At 47.6% G+C, this 22,626-nt stretch carries 20 protein-coding genes; 15 read left to right on the top strand and 5 right to left on the bottom strand.

What is annotated here, in order from left to right:
* From HUX74_RS14955 to HUX74_RS14940, 4 genes are all read left to right on the top strand, one after another.
* Complete coding sequence (locus HUX74_RS14955) at positions 1 to 849, top strand: DUF4348 domain-containing protein (protein ID WP_174646951.1); 849 nt, start codon at positions 1 to 3, stop codon at positions 847 to 849.
* Between the two features lie 17 nt (positions 850 to 866).
* Complete coding sequence (gene murB, locus HUX74_RS14950; RefSeq protein ID WP_117965311.1) at positions 867 to 1,853, top strand: UDP-N-acetylmuramate dehydrogenase; 987 nt, start codon at positions 867 to 869, stop codon at positions 1,851 to 1,853.
* A gap of 70 nt (positions 1,854 to 1,923) precedes the next feature.
* Positions 1,924 to 2,691 (top strand): MBL fold metallo-hydrolase, encoded by a 768-nt coding sequence (locus HUX74_RS14945; protein WP_174646950.1) that lies wholly within the window; start codon positions 1,924 to 1,926, stop codon positions 2,689 to 2,691.
* A 72-nt stretch (positions 2,692 to 2,763) separates the two neighbouring features.
* The gene (locus HUX74_RS14940) at positions 2,764 to 4,404 is read left to right on the top strand and encodes a DUF3352 domain-containing protein (protein ID WP_174646949.1); all 1,641 of its coding nucleotides are present in this window, start codon (positions 2,764 to 2,766) and stop codon (positions 4,402 to 4,404) included.
* A gap of 164 nt (positions 4,405 to 4,568) precedes the next feature.
* On the opposite strand, the gene HUX74_RS14935 is transcribed toward HUX74_RS14940, so the two are convergent.
* Positions 4,569 to 4,937 carry a DUF3127 domain-containing protein gene (locus HUX74_RS14935; RefSeq protein ID WP_117600316.1) on the bottom strand — a complete coding sequence of 123 codons (369 nt, stop codon included), beginning with the start codon at positions 4,935 to 4,937 and terminating at the stop codon, positions 4,569 to 4,571.
* 187 nt (positions 4,938 to 5,124) lie between these two features.
* On the opposite strand from HUX74_RS14935, the gene dnaN reads away from it, so the two are divergent.
* From dnaN to HUX74_RS14900, 7 genes are all read left to right on the top strand, one after another.
* Positions 5,125 to 6,249: a DNA polymerase III subunit beta gene (gene dnaN, locus HUX74_RS14930; RefSeq protein ID WP_005831387.1), complete on the top strand. Its 1,125-nt coding sequence runs from the start codon at positions 5,125 to 5,127 to the stop codon at positions 6,247 to 6,249.
* Between the two features lie 138 nt (positions 6,250 to 6,387).
* Positions 6,388 to 7,158, top strand: coding sequence for a 3'-5' exonuclease (locus HUX74_RS14925; protein WP_005831385.1), 771 nt, complete (start codon positions 6,388 to 6,390; stop codon positions 7,156 to 7,158).
* Complete coding sequence (coaBC, locus tag HUX74_RS14920) at positions 7,159 to 8,388, top strand: bifunctional phosphopantothenoylcysteine decarboxylase/phosphopantothenate--cysteine ligase CoaBC (RefSeq protein WP_174646948.1); 1,230 nt, start codon at positions 7,159 to 7,161, stop codon at positions 8,386 to 8,388.
* A gap of 18 nt (positions 8,389 to 8,406) precedes the next feature.
* On the top strand, positions 8,407 to 10,077 hold the full coding sequence (gene recN / locus HUX74_RS14915) for a DNA repair protein RecN (RefSeq protein WP_174646947.1): 1,671 nt from the start codon (positions 8,407 to 8,409) through the stop codon (positions 10,075 to 10,077).
* A gap of 28 nt (positions 10,078 to 10,105) precedes the next feature.
* Positions 10,106 to 10,846, top strand: a complete 741-nt coding sequence (gene rlmB / locus HUX74_RS14910; RefSeq protein ID WP_005831382.1) for a 23S rRNA (guanosine(2251)-2'-O)-methyltransferase RlmB — start codon at positions 10,106 to 10,108, stop codon at positions 10,844 to 10,846.
* A gap of 3 nt (positions 10,847 to 10,849) precedes the next feature.
* Positions 10,850 to 12,553 (top strand): serine protease, encoded by a 1,704-nt coding sequence (locus HUX74_RS14905; RefSeq protein ID WP_174646946.1) that lies wholly within the window; start codon positions 10,850 to 10,852, stop codon positions 12,551 to 12,553.
* A 225-nt stretch (positions 12,554 to 12,778) separates the two neighbouring features.
* On the top strand, positions 12,779 to 13,153 hold the full coding sequence (locus HUX74_RS14900) for a RidA family protein (RefSeq protein ID WP_008664867.1): 375 nt from the start codon (positions 12,779 to 12,781) through the stop codon (positions 13,151 to 13,153).
* On the opposite strand, the gene HUX74_RS14895 is transcribed toward HUX74_RS14900, so the two are convergent.
* Positions 13,121 to 14,374 (bottom strand): folylpolyglutamate synthase/dihydrofolate synthase family protein, encoded by a 1,254-nt coding sequence (locus HUX74_RS14895; protein ID WP_174646945.1) that lies wholly within the window; start codon positions 14,372 to 14,374, stop codon positions 13,121 to 13,123. The genes HUX74_RS14900 and HUX74_RS14895 overlap by 33 nt on opposite strands.
* A gap of 168 nt (positions 14,375 to 14,542) precedes the next feature.
* On the opposite strand from HUX74_RS14895, the gene HUX74_RS14890 reads away from it, so the two are divergent.
* Entirely contained in the window at positions 14,543 to 15,868 is a 1,326-nt protein-coding gene (locus HUX74_RS14890) for a PhoH family protein (protein ID WP_005832353.1), read from the top strand.
* Positions 15,869 to 16,053: 185 nt separating this feature from the next.
* Positions 16,054 to 17,958 carry a nucleoside-diphosphate sugar epimerase/dehydratase gene (locus tag HUX74_RS14885; protein WP_174646944.1) on the top strand — a complete coding sequence of 635 codons (1,905 nt, stop codon included), beginning with the start codon at positions 16,054 to 16,056 and terminating at the stop codon, positions 17,956 to 17,958.
* Positions 17,959 to 18,051: 93 nt separating this feature from the next.
* Here the strand turns inward: HUX74_RS14885 and HUX74_RS14880 are convergent, their stop codons facing one another.
* The 3 genes from HUX74_RS14880 to HUX74_RS14870 form a co-directional block, all read right to left on the bottom strand.
* The gene (locus tag HUX74_RS14880; protein WP_022402041.1) at positions 18,052 to 19,029 is read right to left on the bottom strand and encodes a dihydroorotate dehydrogenase-like protein; all 978 of its coding nucleotides are present in this window, start codon (positions 19,027 to 19,029) and stop codon (positions 18,052 to 18,054) included.
* 18 nt (positions 19,030 to 19,047) lie between these two features.
* A complete protein-coding gene (locus HUX74_RS14875; protein WP_174646943.1) occupies positions 19,048 to 19,713 on the bottom strand; it encodes a YggS family pyridoxal phosphate-dependent enzyme in 666 nt (221 codons plus the stop codon).
* Positions 19,714 to 19,792: 79 nt separating this feature from the next.
* Positions 19,793 to 20,257, bottom strand: a complete 465-nt coding sequence (locus HUX74_RS14870) for a DUF4494 domain-containing protein (RefSeq protein ID WP_005831367.1) — start codon at positions 20,255 to 20,257, stop codon at positions 19,793 to 19,795.
* A gap of 1,262 nt (positions 20,258 to 21,519) precedes the next feature.
* Here HUX74_RS14870 and HUX74_RS14865 point away from each other — a divergent pair.
* Entirely contained in the window at positions 21,520 to 22,056 is a 537-nt protein-coding gene (locus HUX74_RS14865) for a UpxY family transcription antiterminator (RefSeq protein ID WP_174646942.1), read from the top strand.
* 76 nt (positions 22,057 to 22,132) lie between these two features.
* On the top strand, positions 22,133 to 22,618 hold the full coding sequence (locus tag HUX74_RS14860; RefSeq protein WP_174646941.1) for a UpxZ family transcription anti-terminator antagonist: 486 nt from the start codon (positions 22,133 to 22,135) through the stop codon (positions 22,616 to 22,618).
* Positions 22,619 to 22,626 lie beyond the last annotated feature (8 nt).

The following is a 22,626-nucleotide window of genomic DNA, read 5'->3' as shown; positions in this document are numbered from 1 at the left end:
ATGAAAAAACTTTTATTGGGATTTTTGTTACTCGCCTTTTTGATTTCGTGTGGAAACAAAAAGGCGAAAATGGATTCCTTTGCTACCATTGCGGAAATGGTGGATTCGGCCGGTTACAAGGCCGATACGCTGCAGGAAGCAGAAGTGAAGGAAGAACCGAAGCCGATGGTGGCAGACGAGCTGTTTGATGATTTTATCTTCAATTATGCTTCGGATGATGCCCTGCAAAGGCAGAGGACGGTATTTCCTTTGCCCTATTATGACCGTGATACTCCGCTGAAGATAGAGGCGGACTTCTGGAAGCACGATTATCTGTTTACCAAGGAGAACTGTTACACCTTGCTTTTTGATAAGGAAGAGGATATGGACATGGTGGGTGATACTACGCTGACATCGGTACAAGTGGAGTGGATTTTCTTGAAAACGCGTATGGTGAAGCGTTATTATTTTGAGCGGAAGCGGGGAATGTGGATGCTCGAGGCCATCAACCTGCGCGAGATGGAGAAAGGTGAAAATGAGGACTTCGTGGAATTCTATACCCGTTTTGTGAGGGACAGTGTCTATCAAAGCAAGCATATCAGCCATCCGCTACAATTCATCACCATAGACCCTGATGACGAGTTTTCTATCCTGGAAACTACTTTGGATGTGGACCAGTGGTATGCCTTCCGTCCGGTAATGCCTACCGACAGATTGTCTAATATCAATTACGGACAGAAGAATGAGGACTTGTCGGATACCAAGATACTGAAGGTAAATGGTATAGGCAACGGGTACTCCAATATCTTCTATTTCCGCAAACGCGGTAAGGGATGGGAGCTGTACAAATATGAAGACACGAGCATTTAAAATAGAGGAGGAAAGGTTTGAGGAAAATACCCAATACATTTGGAATTGACGTTACTGCTGCAAGATTTCTGGAATACGGTTCGGAGGATGAACTGCGGGAATTGATTGCGGCAGGACATGTTGTTGCACCTTGGCTACATATCGGTGGAGGGAGCAACCTGCTCTTTATCAAGGATTATGAAGGCACGGTGCTGCATTCACGCATCGGTGGCCTGGAGGTGACGTCAGAGGATGAGGAGCACGTGTCGGTGCGTGTGGGCGCCGGTGTGATATGGGACGATTTTGTGGCCTACTGTGTGGAGCGGCGTTGGTATGGTGCCGAGAACCTTTCGCTGATACCGGGTGAGGTAGGGGCGAGTGCAGTACAGAATATCGGTGCCTATGGTGTGGAAGTAAAGGACCTGATAACATCCGTGGAAACCATAAACATGGCAGGGGAGAAGCGTATCTACGGAGTGGACGAGTGCGGCTACTCTTACAGAAAGAGCTTGTTTAAGCAACCGGAGATGAAGACCGTGTTTGTGACTTATGTGAACTTCTGCCTGGGTAAACGGGAACATTATACATTGGGTTACGGTACTATCCAGCAGGAGCTGGAGAAATATCCGGTGCTGAATTTGGAAACTTTGCGCCGGGTGATTATAGACATCCGTCAAAGCAAATTGCCCGATCCGAAGGTGCTGGGCAATGCGGGTAGTTTTTTTATGAACCCCATTGTGCCGCGTCGGCAGTTGGAGTCCTTGCAACGGGAATATCCGGACATGCCCCACTATGATGTGGATGCCGGCCGGGTAAAGATACCGGCTGCCTGGATGATAGACCGGTGTGGCTGGAAAGGTAAAGCGCTGGGGCCTGCTGCGGTGCACGATCGGCAGGCGTTGGTACTGGTGAATTCGGGTGGTGCCACGGGAGCGGATATTGTCGCTCTTTCAGATGCCGTGCGCGCTTCTGTCCGCGAGAAATTCGGCATTGATATTCACCCGGAAGTTTGTTTGATAAAATAGTAAGAGAGTTTTGACACACCCAAACATCGTTGTATATAACCTGATTTTAGAAATTTATTTGATTTAGTCAATGGGGAAACTCAGAATATTAGGAAGCGGGACTTCGACCGGTGTGCCTGAGATAGGCTGTACTTGTCCGGTCTGTACTTCCACTGACCCGCGGGACAACCGCTTGCGTGCGTCATCCCTGCTGCATACGGATGATGCGGTGATATTGATAGATTGTGGTCCTGACTTCAGGGAACAGATGCTGTGCGCCTCTTCTTTTGAGAAGATAGACGGCGTACTGGTGACACACGAACATTATGACCATGTGGGCGGTCTGGATGATTTGCGTCCGTTCGGTCGTTTTGCCGATATTCCTATCTACTCCGATGCCTACACTGCTGCCCATCTGCGGACAAGGATGCCTTACTGTTTTGTCGATAAAGTATATCCGGGAGTTCCGCGTATTTATCTGCAGGAAGTGGAGGCGGGGCAAGTGTTTCACATCAACAGGACGGAGGTGCTGCCTTTACGGGTGATGCACGGCAGGCTTCCCATCCTGGGCTACCGCATTGGCGGCCGCTTGGGATATATCACGGATATGCACACAATGCCTGAGGAATCTTATGAACAATTGAAAGGCTTGGATGTTTTGGTAATGAATGCTTTACGGCCAAAGCCGCATCCTACGCACCAGAGTATTTCGGAGGCGTTGGAGGCTGCCGGACGTATTGGTGTCAAAGAGACCTATTTTATCCATATGAGCCATCATGCAGGGCTTCATACTGACATCGAAAAGCGGCTGCCACCCCATGTGCACTTTGCCTACGATGGACTTGAAATAGATTTCTAAACTTTTTGAAACATTTGTTTTGTTTTATTAGTAGAAAATGTTATTTTTGCCAAAAGTTGATGAATAAATGCCATGAAACTCCGACTCCTCATACAGATAGCTGTCGTTGTGTCCATAGTGCTGCTATGTACCGGCTTTGGCGTGTATTCTTTCCTGCGGTTGAATTCGGTGGAGAACCGGCAGGATTTCAATCTTTATACTTTGGTGCCGCAAGATGCCACAGCCATACTCGAAACCGACCGTATGGCAGACCTCGTGGAAGATATCAATGAGTTGAATTGCAGCAAAGACAATCATTTTCTATACGTATCGGAGCTTTTTGTTTACTTGAAGAAGTATTTGTATACTTTGGTGGAAGATACTCCACATGGACTGAGTAAACAGATGAACAAGATGCTGATTAGCTTTCACGAGCCAGATACACCGATGAACCAAGTATTGTATTGCAGTTTGGGTTCGGGTGATTATGAGTTAGTGGAGTCTTTTGTGGAGAAGTACTGCTCCAGTTCGTTCCCTTCCAAGTATTTCGATTACAAGGGAGAGGAGATACGTATCTATCCCATGGTAGACGGTCGTTTTCTGGCTGCCTACTTCACTCCCGATTTTCTGGTTGTAAGTTTCCAGAAGCGTTTGATAGAACATGTGATTGATGCGCGGCGCAGCAAAAAGTCCCTGATGAACCTCCCTTCTTTCCGTACTATGCACGCGGGCAAACACAACAATGTAGCTGCCACAGTCTATGTGCGTATGAAAGGAGTGGGTATGGGGAAAACTACGGACGGTATTCGTTCGCAGACGCAGCTGGGCAGTTGGGCAGAGTTTGACATGAAGTTCAATGAAGATGCCATCTATTGTTCCGGTGTCAGCCACGGATCGGATTCCACACAGACGTTTATCAATGCCTTGCGGGTGCAGCAGCCGGTAGAGGACGGATTTTCCGGGTCTCTGCTTCCGTCTTCCACTTTCTTTTACGATCGCTGGGCAATGTCTGACAGAGATGCCTGGTTTGGCTTCACTGCCAGTCAGGAGTATGCCAAGGCCACCTATTCAGACTATATCAAGCAGCGCGACGAAGAGTGGATTGCTTACTTGAATGAGCATGCGGGGGAGAACGTGATGTCTTGCTTGTTTCAGTCGAAAGACACGTTGGACAAGCTGCCTTGCGCCGTGATGTGTATTCCTCTCAAGGATGAGCTGGCAGCGGAACGCTGCTTGCAGTCTTTGCTTTACAGTACTCCCAAGGAAGAGGATGCTCCGCTTATGCCGAAGGTGGTTTCAAATAATTCGTTGTATCCCAAAGCAAGGAGGTTTTCTAAATATGTGCTGCCCCGTAACACGCTGCTTACCCAGTTGACGGGTATCACGGAGTCTGCCCTTTATACCTTTGCCTGTTTCTATCGGGGTAGTCTGTTGCTGGCTCCTGATGCACTGAGCCTTTCTGCCTATATTGAAGCGGTGGAGAGTGGAGATGTATTGGACGGAACACCGGTGTATGAAGAGGGTATCGGCAGTCTTTCACCCATATATAATTTTGTAATGATGGTGGATATGGAGATGATGCTGAGTCAGCCGGAAACGTATGTGCGTCTGATACCGAACTTCTTCTTCCGCCAATCCAACTTCTTCCGTCACTTCATGCTTGCAGTACAGTTCACTTGTACAGAAGGGGTGGTTTATCCGAATATTGTATTGCTTTATAAGGGGGATGATTAATCAGTCGTGCTGTAGTGTGCTGAGGGATAATAGGCACAAGGAAAGTCAAAATATACATTCACCACAGAATTACACAGATTGCTGCAATTGAAGATGTCGATTATCAATGTTTTAGGGTAATATGCGTTAATCTGTACAATTTTGTGGTGAGTTATAACTTAGTTTTAGAACGGCAAGTCATCCTTTGCATCCCCTGCGAGGAATTCCGGTGCGGCAGTGGGAGCTGGCGGCGGAACGGGAGCGCCCGGAGTGGGTGCGGCAGTGCTTACGCGTTCTATCTTCCATGCGCGAATACTGTTGAACCAACGGTCTTGCCATTGGCGTGCGTCTATATCAAAAGATACTGTCAACTCTTCACCCATCTGAATATTGAACTGTTCTATTTTGTCTGCTCCAAACACGTCAAAACACATTTTACGCGGGTATTGACCATGATCTTCAATCACATATTCCTGTGCTTTCCATTCGTTACCCGACTTGGAAACTCCGCCTCTGGGCTGGAGTATAGCGATGATTTTTCCTGTAAATTCCATTGTTTTCTTTTTAAATGATGCGGCGAAGTTACAATTTTTTAGGAATATGAGACGAATATTCGGCTGTTTTTTCTTGCTATTTCTTTGTCGTAGGGAATTCTTTTTTTAACTTTGTCCGTCAGTTTGAAAAATATAAAAACGGTTTCTAAGACGTTAGCAAAATAAAAAACTTAAATATACAGAAGATATGAAATTTATCGTTTCGAGTACTGCGCTCTCCAGTCATTTGCAGGCTATCAGCCGTGTGATTAATTCGAAGAATGCGTTGCCTATTTTGGATTGTTTCCTCTTTGAACTGCAAGACGGAACCTTGTCTGCAACTGTTTCCGACAGTGAAACGACGATGGTCACTACGGTCGAAGTGAATGAAAGTGATATGGACGGCCGTTTTGCCGTCACAGCCAAAACCCTTTTGGACGCTTTGAAGGAAATTCCCGAACAACCGTTGACTTTTGAAATCAATACGGATTCCCTTGAAATCACGGTACAGTATCAGAACGGTAAATACAGCCTGATGGGGCAGAATGCGGACGAGTTCCCTCAGTCTGCCATGTTGGGTGACAATGCCGTACGTGTGGAAATGGATGCACAAGTGTTGCTGGGTGGTATCAACCGTGCCGTGTTTGCTACGGCTGATGACGAGCTTCGTCCCGTGATGAACGGTATCTATTTCGATATCACAACGGAGGACATCACGATGGTGGCATCAGACGGTCATAAGCTGGTGCGCTGCAAGACACTGGCCGCCAAAGGTAACGAACGTGCCGCCTTTATCCTGCCCAAGAAGCCGGCTTCGCTGATGAAGAATCTGCTGCCGAAAGAGCAAGGCATGGTGACTATCGAGTTCGACGAACGCAACGCTGTGTTCACACTGGAAAGCTACCGCATGGTGTGCCGTCTTATCGAAGGTCGCTATCCCAACTACAACTCTGTGATTCCGCAGAACAACCCTTATAAAGTGACGGTAGACCGCCTGCAACTGCTCGGTGCTTTGCGCCGTGTGTCCATTTTTTCTTCGCAGGCAAGCAGCCTTATCAAGCTGCGTATGCAGGAGAATCTAATTGTCATCTCCGCACAGGACATCGATTTCTCTACATCGGCCGAAGAAACACTGGTTTGCCAGTATGCGGGCAATCCGATGAGCATCGGTTTCAAGTCCACTTTCCTGATTGACATTCTGAATAACATTTCTGCCGATGAAATCGTTATCGAACTGGCAGATCCTTCACGTGCAGGTGTCATTATTCCGGTAGAGCAGGAAGAGAACGAAGACTTGCTGATGCTGCTGATGCCGATGATGCTGAATGACTGATGAATATTAGCAATCGGATTATGAGCTACGAGCTACAAGTGGCTGCGCAATTATGCCGCACGGTACTTGTAGCTCGTGGCTTGTAAGTTAAACTTATAATTTATAGCTCATAGCCAGAGCTTATAAAACGAAAAAACAATGAAATTGAATCTGAAAAATCCGATAGTCTTTTTTGATTTGGAGACTACGGGTACCAATATCAACTCAGACCGAATTGTCGAAATTTGTTACCTCAAGGTATATCCCAACGGGAATGAGGAGTCCAAAACCATGCGTATCAATCCCGAAATGCCCATTCCTGCCGAAGCATCTGCCGTTCATGGCATCTACGATGCCGATATAGCCGACTGCCCCACATTCAAGGAAGTGGCGCGCAACATTGCCAATGACATTGAAGGATGCGACTTGGCGGGCTTCAACTCCAACCGTTTTGATATCCCCGTCCTGGCGGAAGAGTTCCTTCGTGCCGGTGTGGACATTGACATGAGCCGCCGCAAGTTTGTAGACGTGCAGGTCATCTTCCACAAGATGGAGCAACGCACGCTGTCTGCTGCCTATAAATTCTATTGCGGCAAGAATTTGGAAGACGCCCATACGGCAGAGGCTGATACACGTGCCACCTACGAGGTGCTGATGTCGCAGTTGGACCGCTATCCGGAGTTGCAGAATGACGTGGCTTTCCTTGCCGACTATTCCAGCTTCAACAAGAATGTGGACTTTGCCGGTCGTATGGTTTACGATGACAAAGGTGTGGAAGTATTCAACTTCGGCAAGTACAAGGGCATGTCGGTATCCGATGTCCTGAAGCGCGATCCCGGCTATTACAGTTGGATTCTGAACAGTGATTTTACTTTGAATACCAAAGCCACGCTGACCAAGATACGTCTGCGTGAAATGACTCAGAAATAAATGGCAAATATACTGAAAGGGAAGAAAATAGTATTGGGCATTACTGGCAGCATTGCAGCCTATAAAGCATGTTATATTATTCGCGGACTGATTAAGCGTGGTGCAGAGGTGCAGGTGGTCATTACGCCTGCCGGTAAGGAATTTATTACCCCCATCACGCTCTCTGCCCTGACTAGCAAACCGGTTATCAGTGAGTTCTTTGCACAACGTGATGGCACCTGGAACAGTCATGTGAACCTCGGTCTGTGGGCAGATGCCATGCTGATAGCCCCGGCTACGGCTTCCACCATCGGCAAGATGGCGAATGGCGTGGCAGACAATATGCTGATTACCACCTATCTTTCCGCCAAAGCTCCGGTGTTTGTGGCGCCTGCCATGGACCTGGACATGTATGCCCATCCTTCCACCCAAAAGAATCTGGATATACTCCGTTCTTATGGAAACCACATCATAGAACCCGCTACGGGAGAACTCGCCAGCCATCTGGTGGGGAAAGGCCGTATGGAGGAACCGGAGAATATCATTTGCCATCTGGAAATGTACTTTGCTGCCAAAGAGGGAGACCTGGTGGGGAAGACAGTGATGATAACCGCAGGACCTACTTATGAGAAGATAGACCCGGTGCGCTTCATCGGCAACTATTCTTCCGGTAAGATGGGATTTGCCTTGGCAGACGAATGCGCTGCAAGGGGAGCCAAGGTGATACTGATTGCCGGTCCGGTGCAGCAGACCACTTATTTTCCGATGCATCAATACCATGCGGTAGAGTCGGCGCAGGAGATGTTCGATGCTGCATCCGCAGCCTTTGTCCATGCCGATGCCGCCATCTTGACGGCTGCTGTGGCAGACTATACTCCCGAACAAGTTGCCGATGAGAAAATCAAACGTGAAAAGACCGGGGAGATGAGTTTGAACTTGAAACCTACCCGCGACATAGCCGCTTTCTTAGGCAATCTGAAGAACGATACAGAGCACCAACGGCGCCTCCTCGTAGGCTTTGCCCTTGAGACTCATAACGAGCAGATGAATGCGGAAGACAAGCTCAACCGCAAGAATCTGGACTTCATCGTGCTGAACTCCCTGAACGACAAGGGAGCCGGTTTTCGTTGCGATACCAATAAAATCAGTATCATAGACCACCAGGGAAAGACGGACTACCCCTTGAAGTCCAAAGCCGAAGTGGCTACCGACATCGTAGACCGTCTGGTGAAAGATTTAAATAGTAAATAGTAAATCGTCAATATCCTTATGTTGCGTTCGCTTTACATACAGAATTATGCGCTTATTGAAAAGCTCGATATCAGCTTCAGCAGCGGTTTCTCGGTGATAACGGGTGAGACCGGTGCTGGAAAATCCATTATTCTGGGTGCCATCGGTCTGCTGCTGGGACAGCGTGCCGATGTGAAAGCCATTCGTGTAGGAGCTTCGAAGTGCATTATCGAGGCCCGTTTTGATATTTCCGCTTACGGTATGCAGCCTTTCTTTGAGGAGAATGAGTTGGAGTACGAGGAAGAATGCATCCTGCGCCGCGAGGTGTCCGCTTCGGGCAAGAGCCGGGCATTCATCAATGACACGCCTGCTTCATTGGCTCAGATGAAGGAGCTGGGAGAACAGCTGATTGACGTGCATTCCCAGCATCAGAACCTATTGCTGAACAAGGAAGGATTTCAGTTGAATGTACTGGACATCTTGTCGCATAACGAAGATGCCTTGTCTGCTTACCAGCATATCTTCGGAGCATGGAAGCAGGCACAGCAGGATTTGGAGGCCCTTGTTGCCCGTGCCAATCAGGATAAGTCGGACGAAGACTATATCCGTTTCCAACTGGAACAGTTGGAAGAGGCACACTTGTCTGCCGGTGAGCAGGAGGAGCTGGAGCAAGAGGCGGATACGCTGAGCCATGCGGAAGAGATAAAGGCCGGACTCTATCGGGTGGGGCAGACGCTCTACTCGGACGAAGGAGGCTTGTTGTCCGGGCTGAAGGAATGCTTGAACACGATGCTCGGCCTGCAGAGGGTTTATCCGGTTGCCGGAGAACTTGCCGAACGCATGGAAAGCACTTATATCGAGTTGAAGGATATTTCGCAGGAAGTGTCGGGTAAGGAGGATGAAATAGAGTTCAACCCCGAACGTCTGGAAGAAGTGAACGAACGTCTGAACTTGATTTATACGCTCCAACAGAAGCACCGCGTTTCCACTGTCGGCGAACTTCTGGCGTTGACGGATGAATACGCCGCCAAACTCTCTGCTATCACTTCGTCCGACGAGCACATAGAGGAACTGAAAGCGCGTTGCGACGCTTTATATAATAAGGTGAAAAAGCAGGCTGCTGTCCTCACCAAGGCGCGTACTGCCGCTGCCCGTGAAGTGGAGAAGCAGATGGCTGCGCGGCTGATTCCGTTGGGCATGCCCAATGTCCGTTTCCAGGTAGAGATAGGTGTCCGCAAAGAGCCGGGCATACACGGGGCGGATACTGTGAACTTCTTGTTTTCCGCGAATAAGAACGGGGCATTGCAAAGCGTCTCCTCTGTAGCTTCGGGCGGTGAAATAGCTCGTGTCATGCTTTCCATTAAAGCAATGATAGCCGGTGCCGTCAAGCTTCCTACCATTGTATTCGACGAAATAGATACCGGAGTCTCCGGCGAGATAGCCGACCGCATGGCGGATATCATGCAGGAGATGGGCGAGCAGGACCGCCAGGTAATCAGCATTACCCATCTACCCCAGATTGCTGCCCGTGGACGCGCCCATTACAAGGTGTACAAGCAGGACAACGAGACGGAAACAAACAGTCACATCCGTCGTCTGACCGACGATGAACGCGTGGAAGAAATAGCCCATATGCTGAGTGGTGCTAAGCTGACCGAAGCCGCACTGAACAATGCCAGAGCATTGCTGGAAGTATCAAATAGTAAATAGTAAATCGTCAAATAGTAAATACCCATATATGGTTGATAACAGTGAAATGATTTTCGGCGTCCGTGCCGTGATAGAAGCCATTCAGGCAGGAAAAGAGATAGACAAGATATTGGTAAAGAAGGACATTCAGAGTGATTTGTCAAAAGAGCTGTTCGCTGTCTTGAAAGGGACTTTGATACCGGTACAGCGCGTTCCGGTGGAACGCATCAACCGCGTGACGCGGAAGAATCACCAGGGAGTGATTGCCTTCATCTCTTCAGTCACTTACCAGAAGACGGAGGACTTGGTACCTTTCCTTTTCGAGCAGGGCAAGAATCCTCTGTTTGTGATGCTTGACGGCATCACGGATGTCCGCAATTTCGGCGCCATTGCCCGTACTTGCGAGTGTGCGGCGGTAGATGCCGTGATTATCCCTGCACGGAACAGTGTATCTGTCAACGCAGATGCCATGAAAACCTCGGCAGGAGCCTTGCACACCTTGCCCGTTTGCCGCGAACACAGCTTGAAAGAGACCCTGCAATTCCTCAAGAATAGTGGTTTCCATATTGTGGCAGCCACGGAGAAAGGCGATTACGACTATACCAAAGCCGACTATACCGGTCCGATGTGTATCATTATGGGTGCCGAAGACAAGGGGGTGTCCTATGACAACCTGGCGTTGTGTGACGAGTGGGTGAAGATTCCCATGTTGGGAACCATCGAGTCCCTCAATGTTTCCGTTGCAGCCGGCATTTTGATTTATGAAGCGGTAAAACAAAGAACCAACTAAGATATGAAAAAGAAATTGCTGTTGATGCTCACTCTCTGTTTATTGGCTCAGTGGAGTGTGGCACAAGCCCCGAAGTGGGTAGACAAAGCCAAACGTGCGGTTTTCTCGGTAGTGACTTACGACCAGAACGATAAGATACTGAATACTGGAAACGGCTTTTTTGTCACTGAAGATGGCATTGCGCTTTCTGACTACACCTTGTTCAAAGGTGCCCAGCGTGCCGTTGTGATGAGCTCGGACGGGGCACAGATGCCGGTGGAGGCCATTATGGGAGCTGATGACATGTACGATGTTGTCAAGTTCCGTGTCGGCATCCCCGGAAAGAAAGTCACGGCGCTCACTTTGGCTGCTGTGGCTCCGGCTGTCGGCGCGGATGTATATTTGCTGCCTTATTCCACCCAGAAGGACCGTTCTTTTACTACCGGGAAAGTAAAGGAGGCTGATAAGATTTCCGGCAACTATTCCTATTATACGCTCGATATGCGTCTGAAGGACAAGATGGTGAGCTGTCCGCTGATGACTGTGGACGGGCAGGTCTTCGGCCTGGCGCAGAAGTCCTCCGGACAAGACACGGCTACCATCTGCTATGCCATTGACGCTAATTTCGCCATGTCGCAGAATATCTCCGCATTGTCTTATGGAGATATGTCATTGAAGGGCATCAGTATCAAGAAGGCATTGCCCGATACCGAGGAGCAGGCTTTGGTGTTCCTCTACATGGCTTCTTCCCAACTGTCTCCGGAGAAGTATATGGAGACTCTGAACGATTTCATTGCACAATATCCTGCCAGTGCCGACGGTTATCTGCGCCGTGCTTCCCAGCATCTGTTCATGTCCCGTGAAGATGCTTCCATGGATAAGGTTGCTGCAGACATGGATAAGGCTTTGGAGGTTGCCGCAAAGAAAGATGATGTGTATTACAACCGGGCCAAGATAATCTATAATTATGCATTGGGCAAGCCCGAGAAAGTTTATAAGGACTGGTCGCTCGACAAGGCTCTGGACGAGGTACGGAAAGCGATAGCCATTGACGAACTTCCGGTTTATGTCCAGTTGGAGGGTGACATCCTGTTTGCCAAGCAGGAGTATCCGTCGGCATTTACCAGCTATGATAAAGTGAATAAGACCATTCTGGCATCTCCGGCTACCTTCTTCAGTGCCGCCAAGACCAAGGAATTGATGCAGGCACCTGCCGAAGAGGTACTGGCTCTGATGGACAGCTGTGTGGCCCGCTTTACCCAGCCCTATACGGAGGAAGCCGCCCCTTATTTATTGGAGCGTGCCCAAGCCCGCATGAATGCAGACCAGGCGCGCAATGCCATGCTGGATTATGACGCCTATTACAATGCCGTGAACGGTAAAGTGAACGACATGTTCTACTATTACCGTGAGCAGGCTGCTTTGAAGGCCAAGCAGTACCAGCGTGCGCTGGACGATATGGCGAAGGCCATCGAATTGAATCCGGAGGATTTGACCTACCGTGCCGAACTGGCAGTGGTGAATCTTCGCGTGGGACGTTACGAGGAGGCGTTGAATGTGCTGAAGGCTGCCTTGGAGAAAGACCCTAAGTATGCCGAGGCCTACCGTCTGATGGGTATCGCCCAGCTGCAGATGAAGAAGGACAAGGAAGCTTGTACCAGCTTTGCCAAGGCAAAGGAATTGGGTGATCCCAATGTGGATGCTTTGATTGAGAAGCATTGCAAGTAAAGGGATGGGATAGAATAAAGGCTCTGCTTTCGCAAGCAGAGCCTCTGTTTTGGGGAACTCCCCCGTGTTAAATGAGTTAAGTCTAGGTATAACAGGTTATGAGTGAAATTACGTTGTTTTATTTATAAAATGCGTGGATTTCCGGAATACTGCATATACTTCTGATTTTTTTATTTCAAAAAAGAAAATAGACTCGATTATTAATAAAAACAAACTTTAACAATTATGAAGAAAGTGATTTGCAGCCAGCAGGCACCGGGCGCCATAGGCCCTTATAGCCAGGCTATCGAAGCTGGCGGAATGGTATTTGTATCAGGCCAGTTGCCCATTGACGCAGCTACCGGAATGATGGCTGAAGGTGCGGAAGCGCAAGCCCGCCAGTCCTTGGAGAATATAAAGCATATCCTGGAAGAGGCAGGGCTGGGTATGGCGAATATTGTGAAGACAACCGTTTTCCTGGCAGACATGTCCTTGTTCGCTGATATGAACAAGGTATATGCCACTTATTTTGACGGTGCTTTCCCGGCACGTTCGGCTGTGGCAGTGAAGGCGCTGCCTAAAGACGCCTTAGTAGAGATTGAGTGCATCGCGGTTCGCTAACAAGTCGGCAACAATGAAACTGCTGCCTCCCACGAAGATGAAATCTTCCGGGAGGCTTTTTTCTTGTGCGGCCCGCACAGCGGCGGGTACATCAGGATAGCAATCTCCTTCCAGACCTGCTGCTTCGGCAAGCTCCTGCAGTTCGCTTTCGGGCAATGCCCGCTTCACGCTGGCTTTGGTGAAGTAGTAGGTCGCTTCCCGGGGCAGCAGGGCCAGTACCCCCCGTATATCCTTGTCATTGACCATGCCTATGACGATGTGTAGCTGGCGGTAAGTTTGCTGTTTCAGTTGTTCTGTAATGTAGGTGATGCCTCCCACATTGTGGCCGGTGTCACAAATCAGGGTGGGCGACTCCTGCAGTTTTTGCCAGCGTCCCATCAAGCCTGTCAGTTCCACCACACGGGCAAAGCCACTGCGCACCGCTTGTCCGTCCAGCCGGTAGCCGGCTTCTTTCAGTAGCGGGAGGGCAGTGAGGACGGTCCGGGCATTTTTCTGCTGGTAGAGCCCTTTCAGTTCGTATTCTATTCCGGGATAGTCCTCACGGTCATTCTCTTCGGCAAAGTAGATGGGGGCACCCGTTGTCTGTGCTTTTTCCAGAAATACCGGTCTCGTTTCGGGAGTGGTTTCGCCGATTACAACGGGAATACCACCTTTAATGATTCCTGCCTTCTCTCCTGCGATTTTTGCCAAGGTGTCCCCCAGAAATTGGGTATGGTCAAAACTGATGTTGGTGATGATGCATACATCCGGATGGATGATATTGGTACAGTCCAGGCGTCCACCTAGTCCCACCTCGATTACGGCTACATCCACCTTCTCATCAGCAAAGTAGCGGAAGGCCATGGCGGTGGTCAGCTCAAAGAAAGAGGGATGGAGAGGTTCGAAGAAGCCACGTTCCTGCTCTACAAAACGGATGACGTATTCCTCGGGTATAGGCTGTCCGTTAATCCGGATGCGCTCCCGGAAATCCACCAGATGGGGCGAGGTATAGAGCCCGACCCTGTATCCTGCCTCTTGCAGTATGGCGGCAAGTGTATGTGAGCAGGAACCTTTTCCATTGGTACCGGCCACATGAATACTGCGGAAACTGCGGTGGGGATGTTCGAAGTGTGCGTCCAGGGTCAGAGTGTTTTCCAATCCTTCCTTGTATGCTGAGCCGCCCACTTGCTGAAACATGGGCACACTGTTATATAAGTAAGTTAAAGTGTCCTGATAATCCATCTTTTATAATATTTAACGGAGAAGCAATCCTTTCTCCCTATTAATTTGTTATCTTTAAAAGCGACAAAGATAATGCAGACCGAACGCAATCAAGCTTGCTTGAAATTGCTTGCAGTGTAGCTTATCTTAAGCTTATGCAAAGGTATTAACAATTTAAATCTAACGTGTATGGGAGCTAAGAAAAATTTTGTGATTGATACAAATGTGATTCTTCATGATTATAACTGTTTGAAGAATTTTCAAGAGAATGACATTTATCTTCCCATCGTAGTCCTTGAAGAACTGGACAAATTCAAGAAAGGTAATGAGCAGATTAATTTCAATGCGCGTGAGTTCGTCCGTGAGCTAGATTTGATTACCGATGACAATCTGTTCACCAAAGGAGCGCCATTGGGAGAGGGCTTAGGCCGTCTGTTTGTGGTGGCAGGCATGGTGGACTCTCCCCGGGTACGTGATTCCTTTCCCGAACGCATTCCCGACCATCAGATTCTGTCGGTAGTGGACTGGCTTTCTACCAAAAAGCCTAAAATGAAAACCATTCTTGTCACGAAAGACGTGAATCTGCGCATGAAGGCGCGTTCCATCGGTCTGCTGTGCGAAGACTACATCAATGATAAGGTAATCAATGTGGATATATTCGAAAAGTCGAATGAAGTGTTCGAGGGTATTGACCCTGCGCTGATAGACCGCATTTATTCTTCCAAAGAAGGACTGGACATCAACGAGTTTGATTTTAAGGACATCATTCGTCCTAATGAATGCTTTGTGCTGAAGAGTGACCGCAGCAGTGTGCTTGCACGTTATAATCCCTTTACCCATTCGATTTGCCGGGTCAACAAGACAAAGAACTATGGCATTGAACCGCGCAATGCTGAGCAGAGCTTTGCTTTTGAGGTGCTGAATGACCCGAACATCAAGCTGGTTGCCCTGACTGGTAAGGCGGGAACCGGCAAGACCCTGCTGGCACTGGCCGCTGCATTGGGAAAACTTACCGACTACAAGCAGATTCTTCTGGCACGTCCCATCGTAGCCCTATCCAATAAGGACCTTGGATTCCTTCCCGGTGATGCCAATGAGAAAGTGGCTCCTTACATGCAGCCTTTGTTTGATAATTTGAATGTAATCAAGCATCAGTTCGCTGCCAATTCCTCTGAAGTGAAACGCTTGGAGGATATGCAAAAAAGTGAACAATTGGTCATCGAGGCATTGGCCTTTATCCGCGGGCGCAGCTTGAGCGAAACCTACTGTATTATTGATGAAGCCCAGAACCTAACTCCACATGAGATTAAGACCATCATCACCCGTGCCGGTGAGGGCACGAAAATGGTGTTTACCGGTGATATTCAGCAGATAGACCAACCCTATCTGGACAGTCAGTCCAATGGACTTGTCTATATGATAGACCGTATGAGGGACCAGAACTTGTTTGCCCATGTCAATCTGGTGAAAGGAGAACGTAGCCAGTTGAGCGAGTTGGCAAGTAATCTGATGTAGCGGATATCGCATTTTCCGGGGTAAAACTATTTCTATCCCGCTTTCCGGCTGCTAAAACAGGGGAAGGCGGGATGGTTTCTTTATAGAGGATAGATAATTATTATAACATTTTTTTATCGATTTTTTGCCCGTTTTGACTAAAATAGTGTATCTTTGCCTCGCCTAAAACAAAACTGTCAAGCAAAATGAAGCGAAATTTTTTTCATCGGTATCTTTCCGCGAAAGTGCTTCCGATATGGACTATTCTATTAATTGACGTATTTATCATCGTCATATCCAGTATGTTGGCCTATGCTCTCCGATATGATTTCAGAAGTATTTTTTTTGAATCCTCTACCATTGACAAGACCATTTTATGGACGGTTGCTGTCAACTTGATTTTCTTCCGTGTTTTCCGTACGTATTCCAATGTGCTGCGCTTTTCCTCCTTTGTGGATATCATGCGAATTTTTGTGTCATTGACTGTGTCGTATGCACTGCTGATGATAACGAGTGTCCTGACGGAAAGCTATTTGGAGTTTAACCTGGCTCCGGTCAGCGTGCTGTTCATGTCCTATATCATCAGCTTTGCCATGATGGCATGCTCCCGTGTGGTTGTCAAGACTTTCTTTGAGGCGCTGAACTTTGACGGCACCCATAGTGCCAATGTGTTCATTTACGGTGCCAAGGAAGCCGGGGTCAACATTGCCAAGGCATTGCGTGTCAATCTGCGCAACCACTACCGTCTGCGTGGATTCATTGCGGACGAACCTGAGCTTATCAATAAGGTGATGATGGGGGTCAAGGTGTTCCCCAACGATGATACGCTGATTGATGTGCTGAACGACCGCGATGTGCAGACCATTATCATTTCTCCCGCCAAGATGGAGGAACTGAAGAAGTCCGACATGGCTGATCGCCTGCTGGTGCACAACATCAAACTGATGACCGCGCCTCCCTTGAGCGAGTGGAACGGCCAGGCATTGAGCCGCACGCAGTTGAAGGAAATTCAGATTGAGGACCTGCTTCAGCGCAATCCTATCGAGATAGATATCCATAAGGTTGCCTCTCATCTGGAGGGCAAGCGTGTGATGATTACGGGCGCCGCCGGCTCCATCGGCAGCGAAATCATGCGCCAGGTGGCTTCGTTCAATCCCTATAAGCTTATTTTAGTGGACCAGGCCGAGACTCCTCTGCACGACATCCGTCTGGAACTTCAGGACCGTTGGCGCGACATCGATGCTGAGACCATCATAGCCGACATCTCCAATGCCACGCGCATGGAGGATATCTTCAGGGAGTTCAAGCCCCAGTATATTTTCCATGCGGCCGCCTACAAGCATGTGCCGATGATGGAGGACAACGTTTCCGAGTCCATCCAGGTGAACGTATTCGGCACGCGCACCGTTGCCGATCTTGCCGTGAAATACGGTGCCGAGAAGTTTGTGATGATTTCTACGGACAAGGCTGTTAACCCTACAAACGTGATGGGCTGTTCCAAGCGTATTTGCGAGATTTATGTGCAGTCTCTTGCGAAGAAGTTGCAGAAGGAGGGAGGCCATGCCACTCAGTTCATCACTACGCGTTTCGGCAATGTGCTGGGTTCCAACGGTTCTGTCATTCCCCGTTTCCGTGACCAGATTCAGCGTGGCGGTCCGGTGACGGTGACCCATCCTGAGATAATCCGTTACTTCATGACCATTCCCGAAGCTTGCCGCCTTGTTCTTGAGGCCGGCAGTATGGGCAACGGCGGTGAAATCTATATCTTCGACATGGGTAAGTCGGTGAAGATTGTGGACCTTGCCAAGCGTATGATCAGCCTTTCCGGACGTACGGATGTGAAGATTGAATTTACCGGTCTCCGTCATGGCGAGAAGCTCTACGAGGAACTCTTGAATGTGAAGGAGCTTACAAAGCCCACCTATCATGAGAAGATTATGATTGCCACGGTGCGTGAGTATGACTATGACGAGGTGAAGGAGCGTATCCAGAAGCTGATTGATGTAAGTTACACCTATGACCAGATGAAAATTGTTGCTGCCATGAAGGATATTGTTCCGGAATTCGTGAGCAAGAATTCCTGCTTTGAGGCGCTGGATAAGAAGAAATAAAAAGATAGCGGTATAGTATAAAATGAAAGGGTGATAACGTCATTGTAGTGTTATCACCCTTTAATTTTATTGTCTTCTTGTCAGCCTTTTGTCTCATTCATGTGAAGAGAAGTATTTCAAGAACTGTGTACGTTCGAAAGTATTGACTCCCTTCGGGTCGTTTACGTTCAGAATACCTTTGAACTGGCTGATGGTTTCCATACCTTTGCGGTCCATCCACAAGTTGAGGAAGCGGATGTATTCTTCAATGATGGTAGCTGAATTCTGATAAAGCACACTGCATATCTCTACGGCCGAAGCACCTGCTAATATTGCCTTGACAACGCCTTCGGGCGAGTGGATACCACCGGAAGCGGCATAGTCCAGCTTGTTTACGGCTGCCGAAGCGATGCCTATCCAGCGCAGGGCTTTAGACAAATCGGCTTCGTTGCTGAATACGTTGCCGGATACTTGTATCATTTTCTCAATGTTGATGTCCGGCTGGTAGAAGCGGTTGAACAGCACTACTGCGGCGGCGCCGTTGGCGTACAGTTGGTCTATCAGAACTATCGGGTTGGTCAGGTTGTCACCCAGCTTCATGATGACGGGTATCTTGACCGTCTTCTTGATGTGGCTCAGAATGTCGATGTGGCGTTGCTCGAAACTGCCGTAAGCATATTGTACATCCGTCTGCAGTGCAAGGATATTGATTTCCAGTGCGTCTGCACCGGCTTCTTCTATTTTGGCGGCAAATTCCACCCAGTCGGCATTCTGATAGCAGTTGATGCTGGCTATGATGGGGATATTGCAAACCTTTTTGCTTTCCTTAATCAGGTTCAGATATTCACCCAGCTTATGTTCGCGGATATATCCTACAAGGTAGTCACTGCCTTCGGGGTACATGTTCGGGTCTCCCATCCAGTCAGCCTCCATCATGATTTGCTCTTCAAAAAGTGATTTTAGCACAATGGCACCTGCGCCGGCCTCAGATAGTTTCTGGTTCTTGGCGGCGCTGTCTGTCAGTCCGGAGCTGCTGACGATAATGGGGTTTCTGAGTTTCAGCCCTGCAAAAGTAGTTTCTAATGTTGCCATGATAATGATTTTTTATGGTTAATAGTTTCTTTCTCCAAAAATCTTGCTTCCTACACGTATCAAGGTGCTCCCGGCTGCAATGGCCTCGTGGTAATCGTGAGACATCCCCATGGACAGTTCCCGGAATGACTCTGCATCGGCAAACCATTTGGCTTTCGCTTCATTGAAGAAGCTGCTTAAAGAACAAAACTCTGTTCTGATTTGTTCGTCATTGTCCGTATTCGTGGCCATGCCCATCAATCCGCATATCCGGATATGCTTGAGCTCTCTCCATTCACCGGCCGCCAGCATTTCCCGGCATTCGTCAAAGCTGAATCCAAACTTGGTCTCTTCCCGGGCAATGTGCAGCTGCAGCAGGCAGTTGACGGTTTTTTCGGCTTTGGCAGCCTGCTTGTTCACTTCGGCCAACAGCTTGTAGGAGTCTATGCCATGAATCAGCGCTACGTAAGGAACGATATATTTTATTTTGTTTGTTTGCAGATGCCCGATGAAATGCCATTCTATGTCTTTGGGCAGACTTTCGTATTTGGCGGTCATTTCCTGCACCTTACTTTCTCCGAACACACGCTGGCCGGCACGATACGCTTCTTCTATCGCCTCGTTGGGGTGAAATTTGGAAACAGCCACCAGCCGTACCTTTTCAGGCAGTTCGCTCAGTACTTGTTTTAAATTCTCTGCAATCATCGTTTTTTTGAGTTATGAGTTATGAGTTATAAGTTATGGCTCGCAATAATAATTCATAACTTATAACTCATCACTTAAATTAAACTTCCGGTTTGTCGTCGGGCTCTGCACTGTACGGATATACATCCATAATGGCGGTTTCCGCTACAGATGCTATCTGATAGTCGGCCATTGTGCCTTTCATGCCCTCATCCAGTTTCTTCACTGCATCACGCAGGTCGGCAGCCTGCACCAATACCTGGGTAGAGGTTTTCTTTTCCGCACCGCTTTTCTCGTCCAGTGTGATGAAAACCAGTTTACATTTAAACCAGCGGTCGGCAGCTTCCTCTTCGCTGGGGAACAATTCGCTATAGTTGGCACGTTTGATGTCCGATACGGTGAACTCTCCCGAAATGAACGGCGTCATCTCTTCGATGATGCGTGCTTCCGCTTCCGTAAAACTGAGGGCATCCACCAGGTACGGTTCGGTCACCTTCTTGTTCATTCCATTTTCCATTGTTTTCTCGTAACGGATCTTACATTCAAACCATGTATGCATTGCCATAATTTTCTGTTTTTAATTATTGATTTATTGTTAGTTAAGCTGCTTTATGCGTGCCTATGCCCGCCGAAAGCAGTGCAAAGATAGCCAAAAACTAAATGGATATAAAAAGTTGCCTTGCATTTTACGTGAAAATTTTATTGGAGAACCGGGACGGTACGTATGGGCATAAAAAAAGGAGTACCGCTGTACTCCAACCTTTGTTAACCTTAAATCTAATACTATGAAAAACACATTGCAAATGTACGGACTTTTTCGACATTTGCAAGAGTGTCGGGGCATAAAATGTGTATTTGTAACACTTATTATATTTTATGCCTTTGTACTACATCTTTTTTAAAACTTGAGGCGTGTTGCTGAAACATAAATTTGCATCTGTTTTGCTTCCACACTTCCACTCATCTCCTGTATCTCCCTATTCATCGGCATTTGCCCTGCGGTGGAAGCAATCTGAAAAGGTGGAAGTAAAATTTGCTTCCACCTGCCAAAAACGCCTGAGTTTTGCCGTAACTTATTATCCTTTACCATAATACCGCGCGTGGGTTACATAAATCGGTCAGTGTAGTTTTCTTGCATTTTCGAGTTTGCCCGACTATGAATAGTGGAGTCTAATGTCTTTTAAGTTGCTGTACAATACGTTTGCACCTTGTGCGCAATAGGCGCGGGCTACGTACTTCATCTGTAAAAGCCTTGGAGCTAGTGACGCCTAACGGCCATGAACAACCCTGCTTATGGTCGTTAAACGATTGCTTCATGGCCATTAGCAGAGCTGTTCATGGCCGTTAGGCGTTATTAATTCCCTATGCAACAGTGGACATACTTACTTACGTAACTTCAATAATGCATTTATGAGGGTAAGATGTTGGAATGTAGAATGATATATTGGAAATGATGAGGTGTTTTTTAAACGTTCGTTTAATGAACGTCTATTTTTAAGAAAATAAGTAGAGGCATAAAAGTTAAAAAGGAACAGAACTTTAAGATGTCAAATGTTAGATATATACTACTGTTATTCAGTATATTAGAATAAAGCAGGAAACACTTTGGAAATATTTTTATTAAACATTTTGTTAGTTCAAAAAATACGGCTTATCTTTGCGTTCATTAAACGAACGTTTATTGGACACTTATATGAGTCTAATATCTTCTTTAATAGCTTATTATCATTGCAAAAGTGTGCAATACGGTTTGGGTGAGAAAATGTCTCGTTCAAACCGCGAAGCGCACCCGGAACTGAGCTGATTCATTCGAAAGGAAATCCCTAAGTGACTGAACAACAGAAATATTGGTTTGCAGCCCGCACCCGTGACAAGCAGGAATTCACAGTCCGGAAATCTCTGGACCGACTCAAATCGGAAGAGCATTTGGATTTTGACTATTATCTTCCCACGCGTTTTGTCATTTCTCAATTGAAATATCGCCGTAAGCGTAGCGAAGTTCCGGTAATCCGTAATCTGGTGTTTGTTCATTCCTCCAAGCAGACAGCCTGCGATATTTCCAACATTTATAATGTCCCCCTTTTTTATATGAAGGATCTTGCCACGCATTCCATGCTAGTGGTACCGGATAAGCAAATGGAGGACTTTATGTTCGTGATGGATCTGAATCCTGACGGTGTCAGCCTTGATAGCGAAATTCTTACTGTTGGGCATAAAGTAAAAGTTATCAAAGGCGAACTCAGCGGTATTGAAGGTGAAGTTGCCGTCGAAGCCAATAAAACATACGTCGTCATCCGTATTAAAGACCTTTTGACTGCAAGTATCAAAGTCCCCAAATCCTATCTGAAAATAATAAAAGATTAATGATGCTTTATCATTCTGAACTTATTGAAGCAGCTCTTCCCCTTTGTTTATAAATAATAGAAAACTTAATATAAAGATGAATTCTTTACTTTCCCGTGCTCTTGAGCTTCAGCGTGTTGCTCATGAGTTGATGTGTCTTGGCATGGACGGTACTCCCGTTTATTCCGATACGTTTTGTAGATTGAATAAGGAGGTGCTTGTGCAGTCCGATTCCCTTTTCCCCGTTCAAGGTTCTGGTGTAGAAGAGGAGGCCAATGTATGTTTGGCTCTCTTGATTGGTTATAATGCCACTATTTATGATAATGGGGATAAGGAGCAAAAGAAACAGACTGTTTTGAATCGTGCTTGTCAGATTTTGGGACAGCTTCCTGCCTCTTTGCTCAAGGTACGTTTGCTGGCTTATACGTATGGCGAGGTTTATGAGGAATCTTTGCTTCAGGAAGCTCATGCTATTATAGATGGTTGGGGTAAGGAAGTCATGACGGCAGAGCAAGTGGAGTTGGTGAAGGAGTTGAGGAATATTGAGGAGAATCCTTATCCGTTTGAGGAAGTTGAAGATTGATTTTGAAT

Origin of the sequence: Bacteroides sp. Marseille-P8574 (assembly GCF_902825465.1) — a bacterium.
Taxonomy (GTDB): Bacteria; Bacteroidota; Bacteroidia; order Bacteroidales; family Bacteroidaceae; genus Bacteroides; species Bacteroides uniformis.
The sequence above is the reverse complement of the archived record's forward strand: the minus strand, read 5'-3'. Positions and strand labels throughout refer to the sequence as shown.